Source organism: Flavobacterium sp. MDT1-60, assembly GCF_014844035.1.
GTDB lineage: Bacteria > Bacteroidota > Bacteroidia > Flavobacteriales > Flavobacteriaceae > Flavobacterium.
In genome coordinates, this window is sequence record NZ_CP062159.1 from 554312 (window position 1) to 568482 (window position 14171).

The 14171-nt window shown below is 33.8% G+C and carries 13 protein-coding genes and 1 pseudogene; 4 read left to right on the forward strand and 10 right to left on the reverse strand.

The genetic code is table 11. The features are described 5' to 3' along the window. Window positions 1-82 precede the first annotated feature (82 nt). Window positions 83-1075 carry a tRNA dihydrouridine synthase DusB gene (gene dusB / locus IHE43_RS02285; protein WP_192186491.1) on the forward strand — a complete coding sequence of 331 codons (993 nt, stop codon included), beginning with the start codon at window positions 83-85 and terminating at the stop codon, window positions 1073-1075. A gap of 46 nt (window positions 1076-1121) precedes the next feature. Here the strand turns inward: dusB and IHE43_RS02290 are convergent, their stop codons facing one another. The 5 genes from IHE43_RS02290 to rbfA form a co-directional block, all read right to left on the reverse strand. Beyond that, the gene (locus tag IHE43_RS02290) at window positions 1122-1397 is read right to left on the reverse strand and encodes a Txe/YoeB family addiction module toxin (RefSeq protein WP_192186492.1); all 276 of its coding nucleotides are present in this window, start codon (window positions 1395-1397) and stop codon (window positions 1122-1124) included. A 5-nt stretch (window positions 1398-1402) separates the two neighbouring features. Then, window positions 1403-1660, reverse strand: coding sequence for a type II toxin-antitoxin system Phd/YefM family antitoxin (locus IHE43_RS02295; RefSeq protein ID WP_192186493.1), 258 nt, complete (start codon window positions 1658-1660; stop codon window positions 1403-1405). Between the two features lie 171 nt (window positions 1661-1831). Further along, the gene (locus IHE43_RS02300; protein ID WP_192186494.1) at window positions 1832-3259 is read right to left on the reverse strand and encodes an MATE family efflux transporter; all 1428 of its coding nucleotides are present in this window, start codon (window positions 3257-3259) and stop codon (window positions 1832-1834) included. Between the two features lie 170 nt (window positions 3260-3429). Beyond that, the gene (locus tag IHE43_RS02305; protein WP_192186495.1) at window positions 3430-4629 is read right to left on the reverse strand and encodes an FtsX-like permease family protein; all 1200 of its coding nucleotides are present in this window, start codon (window positions 4627-4629) and stop codon (window positions 3430-3432) included. A 1-nt stretch (window position 4630) separates the two neighbouring features. Then, on the reverse strand, window positions 4631-5023 hold the full coding sequence (gene rbfA, locus IHE43_RS02310) for a 30S ribosome-binding factor RbfA (RefSeq protein WP_007808467.1): 393 nt from the start codon (window positions 5021-5023) through the stop codon (window positions 4631-4633). Window positions 5024-5690: 667 nt separating this feature from the next. Here rbfA and IHE43_RS02315 point away from each other — a divergent pair. From IHE43_RS02315 to IHE43_RS02325, 3 genes and pseudogenes are all read left to right on the forward strand, one after another. After that, window positions 5691-7126 (forward strand): annotated as a pseudogene (locus IHE43_RS02315) (circularly permuted type 2 ATP-grasp protein). A gap of 30 nt (window positions 7127-7156) precedes the next feature. Beyond that, a complete protein-coding gene (locus IHE43_RS02320; RefSeq protein WP_192186496.1) occupies window positions 7157-8110 on the forward strand; it encodes an alpha-E domain-containing protein in 954 nt (317 codons plus the stop codon). A gap of 4 nt (window positions 8111-8114) precedes the next feature. Next, window positions 8115-9062: a transglutaminase family protein gene (locus tag IHE43_RS02325; protein ID WP_192186497.1), complete on the forward strand. Its 948-nt coding sequence runs from the start codon at window positions 8115-8117 to the stop codon at window positions 9060-9062. 34 nt (window positions 9063-9096) lie between these two features. Here IHE43_RS02325 and IHE43_RS02330 read toward each other — a convergent pair whose 3' ends face one another. The 5 genes from IHE43_RS02330 to dut form a co-directional block, all read right to left on the reverse strand. Further along, window positions 9097-10350 (reverse strand): murein hydrolase activator EnvC, encoded by a 1254-nt coding sequence (locus IHE43_RS02330; protein WP_192186498.1) that lies wholly within the window; start codon window positions 10348-10350, stop codon window positions 9097-9099. Window positions 10351-10373: 23 nt separating this feature from the next. Continuing rightward, window positions 10374-11153, reverse strand: a complete 780-nt coding sequence (locus tag IHE43_RS02335) for a DUF4292 domain-containing protein (RefSeq protein WP_192186499.1) — start codon at window positions 11151-11153, stop codon at window positions 10374-10376. A 3-nt stretch (window positions 11154-11156) separates the two neighbouring features. After that, window positions 11157-12506, reverse strand: a complete 1350-nt coding sequence (locus IHE43_RS02340; protein WP_192188140.1) for a lipopolysaccharide assembly protein LapB — start codon at window positions 12504-12506, stop codon at window positions 11157-11159. A 29-nt stretch (window positions 12507-12535) separates the two neighbouring features. Next, window positions 12536-13552 carry a sugar phosphate nucleotidyltransferase gene (locus IHE43_RS02345; RefSeq protein ID WP_192186500.1) on the reverse strand — a complete coding sequence of 339 codons (1017 nt, stop codon included), beginning with the start codon at window positions 13550-13552 and terminating at the stop codon, window positions 12536-12538. Window positions 13553-13714: 162 nt separating this feature from the next. Next, window positions 13715-14149 (reverse strand): dUTP diphosphatase, encoded by a 435-nt coding sequence (gene dut / locus IHE43_RS02350; RefSeq protein WP_192186501.1) that lies wholly within the window; start codon window positions 14147-14149, stop codon window positions 13715-13717. Window positions 14150-14171 lie beyond the last annotated feature (22 nt).

Consider the following 14171-nt stretch of genomic DNA (forward strand, 5'->3'; position numbering starts at 1 on the left):
GGACCTTTGTTGCTTTGTCCCTTTGCACCTCGAATTGCGTAAATTCGATTAAAAAGTTGTAATTTTGCACAAAATATTGAAGATGGTCAAGATTGGCAACATAGAATTACCCGAATTTCCTTTATTACTAGCACCGATGGAAGACGTGAGCGATCCGCCGTTTCGCAGATTATGCAAAACGCATGGCGCTGACATGATGTACTCTGAATTTATTTCGTCGGAAGGATTGATTCGTGATGCTATCAAAAGTCGAATGAAGTTGGATATTTTTGATTACGAACGTCCGGTTGGAATTCAGATTTTTGGTGGAGATGAAGAAGCAATGGCACTTTCCTCTAAAATTGTTTCTACCGTAAAACCAGATTTAGTGGACATCAATTTTGGATGTCCGGTAAAAAAAGTAGTTTGTAAAGGTGCCGGAGCAGGCGTTTTGAAAGATGTAGATTTAATGGTGCGTTTAACGAAAGCCGTTATCAGAAGTACTGATTTGCCAGTTACTGTAAAAACCCGTTTAGGCTGGGACGAAAGCTCGATTAATATTGATGAAGTTGCCGAAAGGCTTCAGGATATTGGTGTTCAGGCTTTGACTATTCACGCCAGAACCCGTGCCCAAATGTACAAAGGCCACGCCGACTGGTCGCACATTGCACGTGTAAAAAACAATCCTAGAATTACAATGCCTATTTTTGGAAATGGCGATATCGACAGTCCTGAAAAAGCATTAAAATATAAAAATGAATACGGTATTGACGGTATTATGATTGGTCGTGCTGCGATTGGTTATCCATGGATTTTTAATGAAATCAAACATTTCTTTAAAACCGGAGAACACTTACCTGCTCCAACCGTTATCGATCGCGTAGAAGCTGCCAGAAACCATTTAATGTGGTCAATGGAATGGAAAGGCGAACGTTTAGGAATCGTTGAAATGCGTCGTCATTATACCAATTATTTCAAAGGAATTCATTCGTTTAAAGAATACAAACAAAAGTTAGTTACAACTGATGCTCCTGAAGATTTGTTTGCGGTTATGAAAGAAATCGAACAGGTTTATGATGGATATGAATTTGCTTAAAAAACATAAAAAAAGACCTTCAAATGAAGGTCTTTTTTATTATTTACTAATCATCATAATGAAAACGACATTGTAAAATTATACATTTTTGATCGACTCCTTTCGTTCCTGAAACTTTATAAACAAGTCTATGTTCTCCTGCAATTCGGCGGGACCAAAAACTTTTTAAATCATGCCTTAAAGGTTCTGGCTTTCCAATTCCTTTAAAAGGATTTTCACGAATAGATTTTATTAGTTCTTTTATTTTTATCGCAGTATCTGTATCGTTTTCTAACCAATATTCAAATTCTTCCCAGGCATTTTTTGTAAAACAAATGTCCATATACTCTAAAGTTCATCTAATTTAAAGTTCATAAGTTTCCCATTTTCCATTTGTTCTATAGATTCTGAAAGTCTATTTCTATTTGCTTTGGTTGATAATAAATGCTGCGTTTCTAATATCGAATTATATTCCTTCATAGAAATTATTACAACCGCATCCTCTTCTGTATTTCTCGGAACAACAATTACTTCTGATGATTCAGAAACTTCATCAAAATAATTTTTTATATTTTTTCTTAATGTTGATATTGTAATTGCTTTCATAATTTGGTACTTTCTATTGTACGTTCAAAGGTACGATATTTTAGATTTCAAAATTTGATTTGTAAAATATTTAACTTTTAACTAAAAGACCCTCAATTTAGACTACGTCCAAAATAGTGCGTTACTTTTTGGGTTCAGTCGAAATCGAAGGTCTTTTTTATTTTTATTTAATTAAACCTGAATACGTTTCCATCTTCCTCTTTTATAAAGGACAATTCCCGCTAAGGTAATCGCGGTTTCTGCAACCGGAATCGCAATAAAAACGCCTGTTGGTCCCATATTAAAGTGTTTAGCCAATACATAAGCTAAGGGAATTTGGAACAACCAAAATCCGAAGAAGTTAATTCCGGTTGGTGTCCAGGTATCTCCTGCTCCATTGAAGGTATTGATCAAAACCATTCCAATTCCGTAGAAAACAAATCCGATACTCATAATCTGCAATGCTTCAATGGCAACTGTTTTGACCATTTCGTCGTTTGTAAAAAATGAAATGATGTATTTTCCAAAAACTAACGTGATGATCATGATTGTCGCCATAAAAATGACGTTGTATTTTGCTGTCGTAAAAACAGATTTTTCAGCACGATCAATTTGTTTCGCTCCCAGATTCTGTCCAACCAAAGTTGCGGCTGCATTACTCAGTCCCCAAGCCGGAAGTATAAAAAACATCATAATTCTAAGTGCGGTCTGATAACCGGCTGAACCATGATCACCACCAGTTGTAGCAACCAATTGCGCTAGAAAAATCCAGCTGCAAGAAGCAATAACGAATTGTAAAATTCCTGGAGCTGCTATCTTCACTAAGGCTTTTATCTGCTTAAAATCAGGAATAAAGTAAGAGACATAAATCCTCAAAACTCCATTACCAAAAAACAAATGATACACTTGGTATAATACGCCAAAGCTTCTTCCCAATGTTGTTGCCAAAGCAGCACCCACTAATCCAAAAGCTGGAATAGGTCCTAACCCGTTAATCAAAATTGGACATAAAATAATATTACAGATATTCGCCAACCATAAACTTTTCATGGCAATTGCAGCATTTCCGGCACCACGGAATATTCCGTTAATTAAGAATAAAAGCATGATGCATAAACTGCTTCCAATCATAATTTGTGTAAATCGGAAACCGTGTTCGGCAGCTTCAACAGATGCTCCCATCAAAATCAGAATATCTTTGGCATAAATAACGCCCAGAATGCTCATTACGCTATTGACTGCAAAAGCAATAATAATGGCCTGCATTCCGGCCTTCGCAGCAGCGACTGGATCTTTTTCTCCAATACGTCGCGCCACAACAGCCGTTGCTGCCATACTCATTCCGATCGCCAAAGAATAAATAATTGTTAGTACCGATTCGGTTAAACCTACGGTTTGAATGGCGAAACTGCTGTGCTCTAAATGTCCTACGAAATATAAATCGACTAAAGCAAAAACAGATTCCATCATCATTTCCAAAACCATCGGAATGGCTAATAAAATAACGGCTTTTTTTATGCTTCCGGCAGTGTAATCAAACGATTCGTTGCCTTTGAGTGCTTGTTTTAAAGTGGTAAAAATTTTAGAAAATAAACTTTTTTGTATTATTGTTTCTGTCATGATATAATAGGATAAATGATAAAATTGGTCCAGATTAAATTATCTGAACACGAGAAAAAAAACGTAAGTATCCTAATTATTAAAAAATAAAAATAGGATTAGGCAGAAACAATCATATGCTGTAGATTTTTAAGACGATAAATATAGGTAATATTTTTTAACAAGAAATATTAATCTAACAGCTTTTTACTTACTCGGCTACTGGCAATTAAAGAAGCCACAAAACCAAGTGAAACAATTGTTCCCATTACGATGAGTACGTTTTCTAAAGTAAAAACGACAGGATATGCCAAAGTTGGTGTCAGCATTATAAGATTATACTTTTGTTGCAAAACAACCATAATAATCCCTAGGGCTAGACCTATAATTCCTCCTAAAATGCTTAATAAAGTTCCCTGAAGCATAAATATTTTTCGAAGACTTTTGATTTCTGTTCCGAGATTGAAAAGGGTTTTCAGATTTCCTTTTTTATCTAAAATCATCATGATTAAAGCACCAACCAAATTAAAAAGTGCTACAATAATTACCAACGTAAAAATCAAATAAACAGCAATATTCTCTGTGTTGAGCATTTTATACAAAGACTCATTAAGTTGCGCTCTGTTTTTTATTGTGATTTTATTCTTGAAAATGCTTTCCAGTTGAGATCGGATTGCATCTTCATTCGCGTTTTCTTTTAATTTGAGTTCAACTCCCGAAATCTGATTCGATTTGTACATCAATAATTCCTGTGCCAAACTTAAATCGGCAAAAACATATTTTGAATCTAAATCTTCGCTGATGGAATAAATCCCGACAGGTAAAACATCGGTTTTATTAAAAGCTTCTTCCGGATTTTCAAAGGCTCCTTTTCCTGGTTTCGGTGCGAATATTTGCAATGGGTTCTCAAAGTCAAGAATTCCCATAGAAAAATCTCTTGCAATTCCGTAACCGACAACTACCTGATACGTATCTGGTTTCACCCATTGACCATTAAACAATTTCTTTCTGATATCGTTTACAACCGGATACAGACTGTCAACGCCTTTTAAGTAAGTAACTTGTTGTTTGTCTTTAAACAAAAACAAAACACGTTCTTCGATAATTTTGGTATACGAAGCAACGCCTTCTATTTTTTTAATTTCACTCTCCTGATTCGGCGTAATTAAAAATGATTTCCCAAGCGTGCTTGTAATTTTTAAATCGGGATCAATTTCATTGGTGAAGGAAAGACTGAATACTTTTAGTCCGCTAAAAACGGACAAAACCACAAACAAAGCCATTGTGCCAACAATAATTCCCATGCTGGCAATGCGATTAATAATATTGATAGCATTGTTTTTACTTCTGCTAAAAATGTAACGTTTGGCTATGTAAAGGGGGAAATTCAACTTATGATTTTCTTCTTTTTTCTAAAAGATCACGGTTTTCAATTGGGTTCTCTCTGTTTGATAAAGCGTTATCAATTTTTTCGATATAATCTAATGAGTCATCGATAAAAAATACCAGGTTTGGTACACGACGCAATTGCAAACGTACACGTTGTGATAAATCGTGTTTAATTAAGGTAGTATTTGATTTTATACCTTCTAAAGTTTCTTTTGCTTTTTCTTGTGGAAAAATGCTTAAATATACTGTTGCCACAGATAAATCTGATGTAACGCTAACTTTGGATACCGAAATTACCAAATTATTAATTCCGTTTTTTCGCACTTCACCTTGCAAAATATCAACCAAATCTTTTTGGATGACACCGCCTATTTTTTTCTGTCTATTTGTTTCCATAGTGCAAAAATACTATTTTTAAATTTCACTCGATACAATTTCAATTGAACAATAGAATGATTTTTACATTCTTACCTCTTTTTATTGCGTTTTTGATTCTTTTTTTGATGAAACCCTAATAAATGAGATCATTCCTCAAGGATCTCAATACTGATAAAATCGTATTTTTTATCAGAATTATCTTATACATTAATAGAGCCTAATAACAAATCAATTATGAAAAAAAGAGAACCAATCAGTCATATTATGACAAAAACCGTAGTGAGTGCAAATGAAAATGACGACTTAAAAAAAGTTGTTGAGAAACTGAAGAAAAATACAATTCTATGAATGAGTAAATTTTCAATTTTTTAAATTCCAAATTTCAAATTTTGGAGTTTACGAATTAACAAAAGGGAGCTATCATAGTTCCCTTTTCAGCTTTAATCATTCTTCATTTAGGCCTTCAACTTCTGAAAAAACTGTTTTTGAGGATATGAAATTGTAAAAAAACATAGCCTTAAAAAGTAATATTTTCAAAATAGAAACTTGAAAAAATGAATATTGTATAAATTACAAAATCAACATTAATTTAAAGCTTTACAAGTAAATAAATTTGTATTTTAGATCAAAAAGCGAGTATTTTTCATTAAAAAGTCTACTATTCAATTTATTTAATAATTAGAGCATGGCGAAATTGGCACCAAGTTTAAATCATAGCGGCTGGGATGAAATGTTCTCTAAAGAAGGTGTTCGGGAATCCTACAGTCAAGTTTTCAAAACTTTACAAAGTTTAAGTCATAAAAATTTAACCAGCAAACAACAACAGGCCTCTGATTTGTTCATGAATCAGGGAATAACTTTTACCGTTTACAGTGATGATGCCAATGGAATCGAACGCATATTTCCCTTTGATATAATTCCGAGGATCATCACACAAAAAGATTGGTTAGAAGTTGAATCAGGAATCAAACAACGTTTAATGGCTCTGAATTTGTTTTTGGAAGACATTTATAATGAACAGAATATTGTAAAAGAAGGTATCATTCCTGCAGGATTAATTGCATCTTGTCCACATTACATACAGGAAGTTCAAGGGATAAAAGTGCCTCATAATATACATGTACATATTGCAGGAATCGATTTAATTCGTGGTGCAAAAGGTGAATTTATGTTTTGGAAGATAATTTACGATGCCCTAGCGGTGTGAGTTATATGTTAGAAAACCGGGAAATTACAAAACGAATTTTCCCCGATATGCTTTCTTCAAATCATGTTAGTATGGTCAGTAATTACCCTATGATTTTTCATAGTATTTTGGTTTCGCTTTCCCCAAGGAATATTTCTAACCCAAATGTGGTTTTGCTAACTCCAGGGGTTTATAATTCAGCTTATTATGAACACACTTATTTAGCGCGACAAATGGGAATTCCGTTGGTTGAAGGACGAGATTTGGTTGTCAATAATAGTCGTGTTTATATGAAAACGACTTCCGGGTTACAACAAGTCGATGTTATCTATCGCCGTCTGGACGATGAATATTTGGATCCTTTGGTTTTTAAACCAGACAGTGCACTTGGTGTTCCGGGTTTAATCAGTGCTTATCGACAGGGAAATGTGGCTTTGGTAAATGCTGTAGGAAATGGCGTTGCCGATGATAAAGCGATTTATGCTTACGTTCCGGATATGATTAAATATTATTTGAATGAGGAACCGATTTTGAAAAATGTTCCGACCTATAGAATGGAAAATCTAGACGAACGCGAACATGTTTTTTCCAACATGGAAACTATGGTTATTAAAGAAACCAACCAAAGTGGTGGTTACGGAATGATCATGGGCAACAAAGCAACGCAGGAAGAAATGGACCAAGCCAAAATTGCGATTACCAAAACCCCAAGAAATTTTATTGCACAGCCTATTATTCAATTAAGCACGGTTCCGTGTTTAATTGACGGACAACTCAAATTACGCCACGTCGATTTGCGTCCATACGCATTATGCGGACCAAAGGGAATTCAAATTGTTCCCGGAGGTTTAACGCGTGTTGCCTTGACCGAAGGTTCTTTGGTTGTCAATTCATCACAAGGCGGTGGCAGTAAAGACACCTGGATTATAAAATAAATTACATTTCTAACCTCAAAAACATTCAAAATGGGAGTAAATATGCTTAGCCGGGTCGCCGACGGAATGTTTTGGCTCAACCGATATATGGAACGTACAGATGGAATGTTGCTTACTTTAAACACTTCTTATATTTTATCTTTTGATAAAGAAATTAATGATTCTCAGGGTTACAAACCGTTATTGGAATATTATACCAATTTGTCCAGAGATAAAATTCACGCGATACAATATGACACAACTTATGTTCTAAAATACATTATTTGCGACAACCAAAATGATAATTCAGTTAAAAATCTAGTGGTGAAAGCGCGTGAAAATGCCCGCGGTTCTCAGGATAAAATCACCAAAGAATTGTGGGAACATATCAACTCGATGTATCATTATATGAACTCGCCAGATTTACCAAAAAAACTGGAAACAACAGATGCGCTAAAGATTATTACCAAACTTAATAAAGATTTATTGCTTTATAATGGAATTCTGCAAGTTACAATGCCACGCGGTTTGGGCTGGTGTTTTTCGAGTATTGGCAAACATATCGAAAGATGTCTGCAAACTATTTCAATGACACAGGCGTATTTTGCTCCTATAAATTATAATCTCGAAGGCGAAGAAGATTTAATGTATTGGCGCCGATTATTATTATCGCTTTCCGGCTATGAATTGTATCTCAAAAGCTACAGCAATATTTCGCACAATCGAAAAGTAGTGCATCAGGTTATTTTTAATAAAGATTTTGCACACTCTGTAATTTATACTTTAGACTTTATAAATACGTATTTGGATTGTTTGTTTAAAGACAATGACTTGAGTGAAGCCCGAACTTTAATAAACCAATTTGGCCGTCTAAAAAGTTATGTTGCTTTTACAGATTATCAACATTTGACCAATCAGGAATTGGAAGAAGTCTTGCAAAACACCAAAAATCAGCTCATTCAATTCTCGACAGATTTTTCAAAATTATTCTTTTCTTATACCTAAAAATATGGCGGTTTTCAAAATAGTTCACCTCACAAAATATCAATATAATCATCCCATAAAAGAAAGTATTAATGAAATTCGATTATTCCCACATCATTTTGAAAATCAGGAAGTATTACAATATCAGTTGTTAATTACACACAATCCTGATGTCGATATTTCTGAAGATTATTACGGAAATCGTGTTGGAAATTTCAATGTTTTGGATGTTCATACCGAAATGACAATCGAATCCAGAATGTTGGTTCGCGTTAATCATTCACTTAAAATTCCGGAAATTGATGCCACTTCTGTGGAAGATATTCAGGCTGAAAAAGAAAAAAGTATTATGCTATTGCGCCTTTGTTATTTGGATGATATTCAGAAACAAAATGAAATTGAAGCCATTTTAAAAAAAATAAATATTGAAAACAAATCTATAATTGAAATTGCGCAACAATGCAATACATACGTTTATGATAATTTTACTTATACCAAAGGAATTACCAATATTGAAACTACTGTTGATGATATTCTAACGCTTAAAAAAGGAGTTTGCCAAGATTTTGCTCATATTCTATTACAGCTTTTGCGTACAGCCGGAATTCCGTCACGATATGTTAGCGGTTACATTTGTCCCAACGAAAGCGGGCTTCGAGGCGAAGGTGCGACACATGCCTGGGTCGAAATTTACACCCCAAAACAAGGTTGGTTAGGATTAGATCCAACGAATAATATATGGACAATGGATAATCATGTTCGGCTTTCTGTGGGAAGAAATTTTAGCGATTGTACACCTATAAAAGGAACTTTTAAAGGACTTGCCAGACAAACACTTTCTGTATGTGTTTCCATTGGTTATGAAGATGGAAGACAATTCGAAGAAATCAACGACGTTAAACTTCAGGAAGTTTCATCGCGTGTTAAGGAACAATTAGATTATATGGATCATTTGCAGCAGCAACAGCAATAAAAAAAGGGAGCTTAAAATTAGCTCCCCTTGTTTTTTATCTGTTTTGCAACCATCCTTCCGGATTATTATTTGATGTATTTTGAAGAATCAAAAACTTAATGATTGTTTTTCCGGTGTCACCACTAGTTCTCACTTTTCCGATACTTTGTTTGATATTTACCTTATCCCCTTTTTCTACAAATACCTGACTTAAATTCTGATAAACTGTGAAATAATCTCCATGCTGAATCATAACAGCTCTGTTGATTGGAGATAAAACTATAACGCTTGAAACTGTACCTTCAAACACAGCACGTGCTGTAGCTCCGGACTCTGTCGTGATCTCCACTCCTGAATTATGAACTGTTAAATTTGGATATAATGGATGTTGTTGATCACCATATCCTAATGAAATAAATCCTTTTTCTACAGGCCAAGGTAATTTTCCACGGTTTGCTTTAAAGTCGGCAGCCAGGATTTTTCCTTCTGGAGTTAAAGCAATTTTAGATGATGAAACCGGAGCAGTAGAAGCCGTAGATCCCGGATTGTCTTTTGCTCTTTCTGCGGCAGCTTTTCTATTCGCTTCAGCAATCGCTTCACGAATCAAACGATCAATTTGTCTGTCGATTCTTTTCGCTTCTGCTTGTTTACTTCTGGTATCAGCAATAATTTTATTTTTATCTTTTTTAATAGCATTAACCAATTTTTGCTGTTCCTTCTTTTCAACTTCTAAACTTTGCTTTTCCTTTTGATTTTCAGCAATAATCTTTTTCTTTACTTTTCTTTGACCATCCAATTTTGCGTTGAAATCTACTAATTGAGCCGTTTTAGATTGAATCTCTAAACCTTGATTTTTTCTGAAATTAGTATATTGTTTTAAATATTGTGCTCTTTTATAAGCCTGTAAAAAACTTTCCGAAGATAAAATAAACATTGCTCTACTTTGCTCAGAACGGCTTTTGTATGATTTCAGGATCATCTTTGCATAATCTTCTTTCAAAACTGCTAATTCTCGCTTCAGTTTATTAACCTTAAGTTGGTTAATATACATATCATTGTTTAAAATTTTCTCTTGTCGAGCAGTGGTATTAATCAGTTTTTCTTTCAGTTTAATTTTATTCGCCTGAATCAAAAATACATTTACAGCCGACTTTTCTTTTTTCTTTACAGACTGCAGCATTTTTTCGTTGTCTCTAATTTCCTGCTGAATCTGGGCTTTACGCTGCTCCAGTTTTTCTTGTTGCGAATCCTGCGCCCACATGAAAGTTGTGGCACAAATAAAAATTAGGCTGAGGAGAAATTTTGGCATGTTTCTTTTTTCTTTTTGCAAATTTAGTTAATTATAACTTTTTTATACCCACTTGGAACACTATATGGAAAAGAAAGTTCTTCGTTAAACGTAATATTATTATATTCTAAATTAATATCGGTCTTCCCTTTTGGCTGAACAGCATTAATTTCGATTTTGGTTGGGAGTATTCCCTGATCAAATGTTTTATTATCAGAATATTTTATTGCTAACATTCTGTTTTCTGCAGGTTGTGAAATTTCTTCTTTTTGCAGTAAATATTTTTCTGAATCTAAATAGAATGTCTTTTTTATTTTAGCTTCTTTTTCATCTTCCAACTTAAAAAGATTTTCTACAATCGTCTGTGTATATTTTCCTTTTCTTAAATCATCCAAAGCTTCTCCAACTAATAAGTTTTGAACTTTACTGTAATCCAGTTCAGTCCCAAGCCATTTGCTTAAACTTGTAAAATCACCTTCGTAATAAGTACCTTTTATTTTTTCGTAATAACTTACTGTAGTAGGTGTAATCAATGCCTTTGCCATTGTGATTCCAAGAAAACGAACACTTACTAAAATTTGCTTGTCTTTTTCAATTTTGATTTCGGCAGTTACATTCTGACTTTGTTTTTCATCTTCATATTTAGCACTTGCTCTTATATTTAATGTTTTGAAATCTAATTTATTGTCATAATGTTTTGCTATTGCTTTTTTATCCTCTTTTGGCGCTTCTGCAGTTTTGTCTGTGTTTTGTACTGCGACAGCTTTCGATTTACATGAAATCACAAAAACTGACATCAATACTAATACTATATATTTTTTCATTTCTTACTTTTTTTGTTTTAATAACTCATTTGCCTTCAAAAAGTATTCCTCTTTTTTCTTAGCATCCCCTAATCCATTGTATGCCTCTCCAAGCTGAATATTAAAATTTGCCTCAAGTGTTTTATCCTCTACGACATAATCAAGCCCCATTTCTAAAACGGTTTTTGCATTCTTAAATTGTTGTAACTTATTGTTTCCTAAGCCTGCATAATAATAGAATTGTGGCTGGCTCGGATACACTTCAATCATATTCATCGCTCTTTTCGTCATCGGTTCAAACTGTTTTGCCTGAGTATACGCTTCAAGCAAAAGCAAATTCGTTTCTCGATCTGTATCTGAATTTGCCTTTAAATCTTTTTCATAAAACTTAATTGCATTTTCAAATTGGCCTTTACTGTGATAGAATTTCCCAATTTCTTTTGCAACATCAACACTTGGATCGTTATCAAAATAAGCAATTGCTTTCTCTAAATCTGGAGCATATTGCGGATTTTTATTCACATAAATCAAAAATTCATTTAGCGTACGATGCTTTATTTTTGAATCAATTTTAGAACTTGACAAAATCACATTCATTGATTTAATTGCCTGATCTGGTTTATTGCCATCTAAATACACTTTGAATAAACTTACCTGAGCCCATTCAGAATTCGGAATTTCTTTTGCCAATTGTTTTGCAACATCCAAAGCTTTATCTGTTTCTTCTGATTTTGAATATAAAAAAATCAGGTTGACATAATTTGATTCTTCTTTCGGATTTTGTTTAATCTGATTAATCAAATTAGCAATCTCAGAATTTTGATATTTTCCCTGAGATAAAATCTGCATTTTATATCTTTCACGATCTTCAGATTTTCCGAATTTATCGTTCATTTCATTAATCGTTGAAAGCGCTTTATCGTACTGATTCGTCAACATGTATAATGAAATCAAATCATCTTTATATTCTTCGTCAAACGGAATAATTTTCTGAATCGTTTCGATTGCTAAAGGATAATTTTTGGTTTCATAACTTACATCATAAATTCCAAGCCAATACCATTTGTTCTTTGGGTCTAATTGTGTTGCTTTTTCAAAAGAAGTTTGAGCATTGCTATATTCTTTTAGAGCAAAGTAATTCTTCCCCAATTCAAAATAAGCAACAGCATCATTAGGTTTTAGTTTGATACATTTTTCTAATGATACAATGGCCTTATCATAATTCTCAATTCCTTTTTGTTTTAATGATTCATAAAAAGAGTCCTGGTATTCATCGGTTGCCATAGCAATATCTTCCGGTTCAGTCTGAGCTAAAACCGAAGTTGAATTGCAAAGCAAAACGAAAAATAAAATTACAAAAACTCCTTTTTTCATCATTTACATAATTTTATTTTAAATTATTATTATTCTAAAACAGAATAATCTCCAATGCTGATACTTGTAAATTTACCATCATAACTAACATGGTTTCCGATCATCGCATTATCTAAGTTAGCATTTTTTATTTGAGAAAACGTCTGAACTAAACTGTTTTTGATCGTACTGTCAATTACATGGCATCCTTTTCCTAAAGATACGTTTGGTCCAACTGTTGCATTTTTCAACACTACATTTTCACCAATATAACAAGGGGGGATAATAGTTGCGTTTTCTAATGTCACATTATAGTCAACCAAATGTTCCCCATCATTATGCAAGAATCCTAGCATTCTTGAATTAGTTTCAACAGTAACATCTTTATTTCCACAATCCATCCATTCGTCTACGCTTCCGGTTTTGAAAACTTTTCCATCAGCCATCATTGCCTTGATTCCGTCATTGATTTGATATTCTCCACCGTTCTGAATATTATTATCCAAAACGCCCTGAAGTTCTTTTTTCAAATCACCAACTTCTTTAAAATAATAGATTCCGATAACGGCTAAATCGCTGACAAATTCTTTTGGTTTTTCAACCAATTCTATAATTTCATTATTGGCATTTAATTTAACTACACCAAATGCTTCTGGCTGCTCCACTTGTTTAACCCAAATTACAGCATCTGCAGCAGGGTCTAATTCAAAATCAGCTCTGATTAAGGTATCTGCATAAGCAATAACTGCTGGACCTGATAAAGATTCTTTTGCACACATAATTGCATGACCTGTTCCCAAAGGCAAATCCTGACGATAGATCGACGCTTTTGCTCCTAAACCTTTTGCCAAATCCTCTAAGCTTGTTACAAGATCAGCACCAAAAAAAGCTTCGTCACCCAAAATAAAAGCAACTTCTTCGATAGGTTGTTTTAATATTTTAGCAATATCTTCCACTAAACGATGCACGATTGATTTTCCTGCAACAGGAATTAATGGTTTTGGAACCGTTAAGGTATGTGGTCTTAGCCTCGAGCCTCGGCCAGCCATTGGAACGATTATTTTCATTTTATATTTATTTTTTTATGGGAAGATTAAAAAATCTTCTTGAGTTGGTTCTTGATTTAATTTTTAACCGCAAAGTTCGCAAAGAATTTACGCAAGTTCGCTAAGTTATTTTTTGTGATTTTTGAAATCGCAAAGTTTAAAACTAATTACTGAGACTGAAAACTATTTCACGCCTGTACTTCCAAAACCGCCTTCACCTCTTGAAGTTTCGGATAATTCTTCAACTTCAATCCATTCAGCTCTTTCGTGTTTGGCGATAATCAATTGTGCAATTCGTTCTCCGTTTTCGATTACGAATTCTTCATTTGATAAATTTACTAAAATTACTCCTATTTCTCCTCTGTAATCAGCATCAACGGTTCCTGGAGAATTTAAAACGGTTACTCCTTTTTTTGCAGCCAATCCACTTCTTGGCCTTACCTGCGCTTCGTAGCCAATTGGCAATTCAATAAAAAGACCGGTTTTTACAATAGTTCTTTCTAAAGGTTTTAGTTTGATTGATTCTGTTAAGTTGGCACGTAAATCCATTCCTGCCGAAGCAATTGTTTCGTAGTTTGGTAAAGCGTGTTGTGATTTATTGATAATTTGTATTTTCATTTTTTTATTTAAAACATTAAAA

What these genes read in the sequence shown, in the direction of transcription:
- dusB (WP_192186491.1), top strand. Translation starts at nt 83, where the DNA reads ATGGTCAAGATTGGCAACATAGAATTACCCGAATTTCCTTTATTACTA.
- IHE43_RS02290 (WP_192186492.1), bottom strand. Translation starts at nt 1,397, where the DNA reads ATGGACATTTGTTTTACAAAAAATGCCTGGGAAGAATTTGAATATTGG.
- IHE43_RS02295 (WP_192186493.1), bottom strand. Translation starts at nt 1,660, where the DNA reads ATGAAAGCAATTACAATATCAACATTAAGAAAAAATATAAAAAATTAT.
- IHE43_RS02300 (WP_192186494.1), bottom strand. Translation starts at nt 3,259, where the DNA reads ATGACAGAAACAATAATACAAAAAAGTTTATTTTCTAAAATTTTTACC.
- rbfA (WP_007808467.1), bottom strand. Translation starts at nt 5,023, where the DNA reads ATGGAAACAAATAGACAGAAAAAAATAGGCGGTGTCATCCAAAAAGAT.
- IHE43_RS02320 (WP_192186496.1), top strand. Translation starts at nt 7,157, where the DNA reads ATGGGAGTAAATATGCTTAGCCGGGTCGCCGACGGAATGTTTTGGCTC.
- IHE43_RS02325 (WP_192186497.1), top strand. Translation starts at nt 8,115, where the DNA reads ATGGCGGTTTTCAAAATAGTTCACCTCACAAAATATCAATATAATCAT.
- IHE43_RS02330 (WP_192186498.1), bottom strand. Translation starts at nt 10,350, where the DNA reads ATGCCAAAATTTCTCCTCAGCCTAATTTTTATTTGTGCCACAACTTTC.
- IHE43_RS02335 (WP_192186499.1), bottom strand. Translation starts at nt 11,153, where the DNA reads ATGAAAAAATATATAGTATTAGTATTGATGTCAGTTTTTGTGATTTCA.
- IHE43_RS02340 (WP_192188140.1), bottom strand. Translation starts at nt 12,506, where the DNA reads ATGAAAAAAGGAGTTTTTGTAATTTTATTTTTCGTTTTGCTTTGCAAT.
- IHE43_RS02345 (WP_192186500.1), bottom strand. Translation starts at nt 13,552, where the DNA reads ATGAAAATAATCGTTCCAATGGCTGGCCGAGGCTCGAGGCTAAGACCA.
- dut (WP_192186501.1), bottom strand. Translation starts at nt 14,149, where the DNA reads ATGAAAATACAAATTATCAATAAATCACAACACGCTTTACCAAACTAC.